This is a genomic window from Vibrio sp. MED222, assembly GCF_000153005.1.
Lineage (GTDB): Bacteria > Pseudomonadota > Gammaproteobacteria > Enterobacterales > Vibrionaceae > Vibrio > Vibrio tasmaniensis_A.
Genome location: NZ_CH902608.1, coordinates 470,962 through 474,829 on the forward strand (window position 1 = coordinate 470,962; position 3,868 = coordinate 474,829).

Annotated in this window: 3 protein-coding genes, 1 tRNA gene and 1 pseudogene; all 5 read left to right on the forward strand. The window is 45.2% G+C overall.

The genetic code is table 11. The features are described from left to right. Positions 1-820, forward strand: a pseudogene (locus MED222_RS08485) (ATP-dependent zinc metalloprotease FtsH); the annotation flags it as partial. A gap of 89 nt (positions 821-909) precedes the next feature. Then, on the forward strand, positions 910-1,740 hold the full coding sequence (gene folP / locus MED222_RS08480; protein WP_009847544.1) for a dihydropteroate synthase: 831 nt from the start codon (positions 910-912) through the stop codon (positions 1,738-1,740). A gap of 21 nt (positions 1,741-1,761) precedes the next feature. Beyond that, the gene (glmM, locus tag MED222_RS08475; protein WP_009847545.1) at positions 1,762-3,102 is read left to right on the forward strand and encodes a phosphoglucosamine mutase; all 1,341 of its coding nucleotides are present in this window, start codon (positions 1,762-1,764) and stop codon (positions 3,100-3,102) included. 278 nt (positions 3,103-3,380) lie between these two features. Then, positions 3,381-3,713 (forward strand): preprotein translocase subunit SecG, encoded by a 333-nt coding sequence (gene secG, locus MED222_RS08470; RefSeq protein WP_009847546.1) that lies wholly within the window; start codon positions 3,381-3,383, stop codon positions 3,711-3,713. A gap of 16 nt (positions 3,714-3,729) precedes the next feature. After that, positions 3,730-3,814 (forward strand) — tRNA-Leu (locus MED222_RS08465). The last annotated feature ends 54 nt before the right edge of the window (positions 3,815-3,868 follow it).

Consider the following 3,868-nt stretch of genomic DNA (forward strand, 5'->3'; position numbering starts at 1 on the left):
CAATGTATCTATGGTTGAGTTTGAACTTGCGAAAGACAAAATTATGATGGGTGCAGAGCGCCGTTCAATGGTGATGTCTGAGGAAGTGAAAGAGTCAACGGCTTACCACGAAGCAGGTCACGCAATTGTTGGTCGTTTGGTACCTGAACACGATCCAGTGTATAAAGTATCAATCATCCCACGTGGTCGTGCGCTTGGTGTAACTATGTACTTACCTGAGCAAGACCGCGTAAGCATGTCTCGCCAGCATCTAGAATCAATGATCTCTAGCTTGTACGGTGGTCGTCTTGCTGAAGAACTTATCTACGGTAAAGACAAAGTTTCGACCGGTGCGTCAAACGATATCGAGCGTGCAACTGATATTGCTCGTAAGATGGTAACGCAGTGGGGCTTCTCGGAAAAACTAGGTCCTCTTCTTTATGCTGAAGAAGAAGGCGAAGTTTTCCTAGGTCGCGGCATGAGCCAGGCGAAACATGTTTCTGACGATACAACTCGACTTATCGATGAAGAAATTCGCATTCTTATCGACCGCAACTACGCTCGAGCTAAGCAAATTCTAGAAGATAATATGGATTTGATGCACTCGATGAAAGATGCGCTTATGAAGTACGAAACGATCGATGCGGGTCAGATTGATGACCTCATGGAGCGTAAGACTGACATTCGTGAGCCTGCTGGTTGGGGTGATCAGGCGAAAGCAGAACCTGCAAAGGAAGAAGCTAAACCTGAAGCTAAATCAGAAGCCGAGCCAAAAGCTGAAGAGTCGACAGTTGAAGAAGTTAAATCTGAATCAGATGATGCTCAAAACAAAGATTCTTAATTGCTAAGCTTTAAATTAAAACCCTGAGTACGCTCAGGGTTTTTCTGTTTCTAGCCCAAGATATTTTTTACCTTTAAGACCCACCTTCCATGATATTAAAAGCACACAATAAAACGCTCGTTTTAGACCGCCCACATGTGATGGGTATCCTCAATGTTACGCCTGACTCTTTCTCTGATGGCGGAAAATTCAATTCATTAGATAATGCTTTACTGCAAGCAGAGCGAATGATTCAGGCTGGTGTTAGCATTATTGATATTGGTGGTGAGTCGACTCGTCCAGGTGCTCCAGAGGTGTCCTTAGAGGAAGAGTTAGCTCGAGTTATCCCGGCGATTAGAGCGATTCGCGCCAAGTTTGATGTTTGGATCTCGATTGATACCAGCAAAGCTGAGGTGATGCGCCAGGCTGTTGATGCAGGGGCAGATTTGATCAATGATGTACGCGCACTGCAAGAGCCCGGATCTCTAGAAGTGGCCGCAGAGGCTAATGTACCTATTTGCTTGATGCACATGAAAGGTCAGCCAAGAACCATGCAAGCCAATCCAAGCTACGAAGATGTTCTAACAGATGTCGAAGACTTTTTACAAGAAAGGGTCGAAGCTTGTGAGGCGGTCGGTATATCAAAAGAGCAGCTGATTCTTGACCCTGGTTTTGGTTTTGGTAAAACCATCGAACACAATTACCATTTATTAGCGCACCTTGAAAAGTTTCATACGCTTGGTTTGCCTGTCTTAGCGGGGATGTCGAGAAAATCGATGATCTTTAAGCTACTAGACAAAGTCCCAGCTGACTGCATGGTCGCTAGCGTTACTTGCGCAACAATCGCAGCAATGAAAGGTGCACAAATTATTCGCGTTCACGATGTTGAAGATACATTGGAAGCGATGAAGATAATCGAAGTGATGAATAACAATCACTAATCATAATTAAGGAAAATCAATATGTCTGATAAAAGACGTTACTTCGGCACAGATGGTGTACGTGGAAAAGTGGGCCAGTACCCAATCACACCTGATTTTGTTTTGAAGCTTGGCTGGGCTGCTGGTCGTGTTCTTGCAAAGCAGGGCACAAAGAAAGTGATCATTGGTAAAGATACTCGTATTTCTGGCTACATGCTTGAGTCTGCTTTAGAAGCTGGCTTAGCTGCTGCTGGTCTTCAAGCTACGTTTACGGGGCCAATGCCGACACCGGCTGTTGCCTACCTAACACAAACTTTCCGTGCTGAAGCGGGGATTGTTATCTCTGCATCGCACAACCCCTTCTATGACAACGGCATCAAGTTCTTCTCGTCTGAAGGTACTAAATTGTCGGATGAGATTGAACTCGCCATCGAAGCTGAGCTAGACAAAGATATCGAGTGCGTTGAATCTTCTGAATTAGGTAAAGCGGTGCGCCTAAATGATGCAGCAGGCCGTTATATTGAATTTTGTAAAAGTACATTCCCACACAAAATGACGCTAGCTGGTATGAAAATTGTGGTGGATTGCGCGCATGGTGCGACTTACCACATTGCGCCGGCTGTATTTAAAGAGCTGGGTGCTGAGGTTGTTGCGATTGGTGTGGAGCCAAATGGCACCAACATCAACCATGAAGTAGGTGCGACTGATGTACGCGCTCTGCAAGCTAAAGTCGTTGAAGAAAAAGCGGCGTTAGGTCTTGGCTTTGATGGTGATGGTGATCGTATCATCATGGTTGACGAGCTAGGCAATAAAGTTGATGGTGACCAAATCGCTTACATTATTGCTCGCGATGCACTGCGCCGTGGTGAGTTGAAAGGCGGAGTTGTTGGTACACTAATGACCAACCTTGGGATGGAAAATGGCCTTAAGCAATTAGGTATTCCATTTGTACGTGCTGCTGTTGGTGACCGTTATGTTATGGAACAACTTCTAGCTAAAGGCTGGAAGATCGGTGCTGAGAACTCGGGGCACGTTATCCTATTAGATAAAGTGACGACAGGTGATGCTATCGTCGCTGCTCTGCAAGTATTGGCCTCAGTTGTCGATAGTGAAATGACACTGAATGAGCTTTCTCAAGGTATGACGTTATACCCTCAAGTTCTAGAAAATGTTCGTTTCAGTGGTGATTCAAACCCACTAGAAGCAGAGGCTGTGAAAGCGGCTGTTATTGAAGTCGAGACGGAACTCGGTGAGAAAGGTCGTGTGCTATTACGCAAATCGGGTACTGAGCCACTACTGCGCGTAATGGTCGAAGGTGAAGATGCTGAACTTGTTCAGAGTTCTGCACTGAAAATTGCTGATGCAGTAAAAGCGAATTGCTAATAAAACGTTTGCCGTAACAGGCGAAGTCGGTCTCACTTGTGGGGGCCGGGTTTTAGTTATGTGATGATTAAAAAGGGACGCAAATGAGTTTTGTGTCCCTTTTGCCCTTTTTTTGACCACTTGCTTGGTAAAGGCTTATTTTTTAGTAAATTCCCCTTGTCAGTCATCGTCGCATTCGCTAGTATTGCTCGGCCTTCAGTTAGGAGGTCGCTAGCCTTGTTCTTAAAAATAGTTTTTTGAACGGCGCTGGCTCAACAATTAGGAACATAGGTGGAAAAATGTTTACAGTTCTACTTGTGATTTACCTGTTGGCAGCGCTTGGTGTAATTGGCCTAGTGTTGATTCAACAAGGTAAAGGCGCAGATATGGGAGCCTCTTTCGGTGCTGGCGCTTCAAACACTGTGTTTGGTGCTGGTGGCTCAGGAAATTTCCTTACCCGAATGACTGCAATTTTTGCAACTACATTTTTTATCCTTAGCTTAGTGCTTGGTAATATGTCTACACATAAAACTGAGTCACAGTGGATTGACCCGACTCAAGGTCAGGTGATTCAACAAGCTGAAGATGCAGTGAGTGAAGTTCCGGCGCAAGGCGACGAAATTCCACAATAATCTGTAAAGATTTGATGCCGAGATGGTGAAATTGGTAGACACGCTAGCATGAGGTGCTAGTGCCTTAGGGTGTGAGGGTTCGAGTCCCTCTCTCGGCACCATGTTTACAAACTTGTAAAACATCTTGTTGGGCGTATAATGCTCACAAGTCGGAC

What these genes read in the sequence shown, in the direction of transcription:
- glmM (WP_009847545.1), top strand. Translation starts at nt 1,762, where the DNA reads ATGTCTGATAAAAGACGTTACTTCGGCACAGATGGTGTACGTGGAAAA.
- folP (WP_009847544.1), top strand. Translation starts at nt 910, where the DNA reads ATGATATTAAAAGCACACAATAAAACGCTCGTTTTAGACCGCCCACAT.
- secG (WP_009847546.1), top strand. Translation starts at nt 3,381, where the DNA reads ATGTTTACAGTTCTACTTGTGATTTACCTGTTGGCAGCGCTTGGTGTA.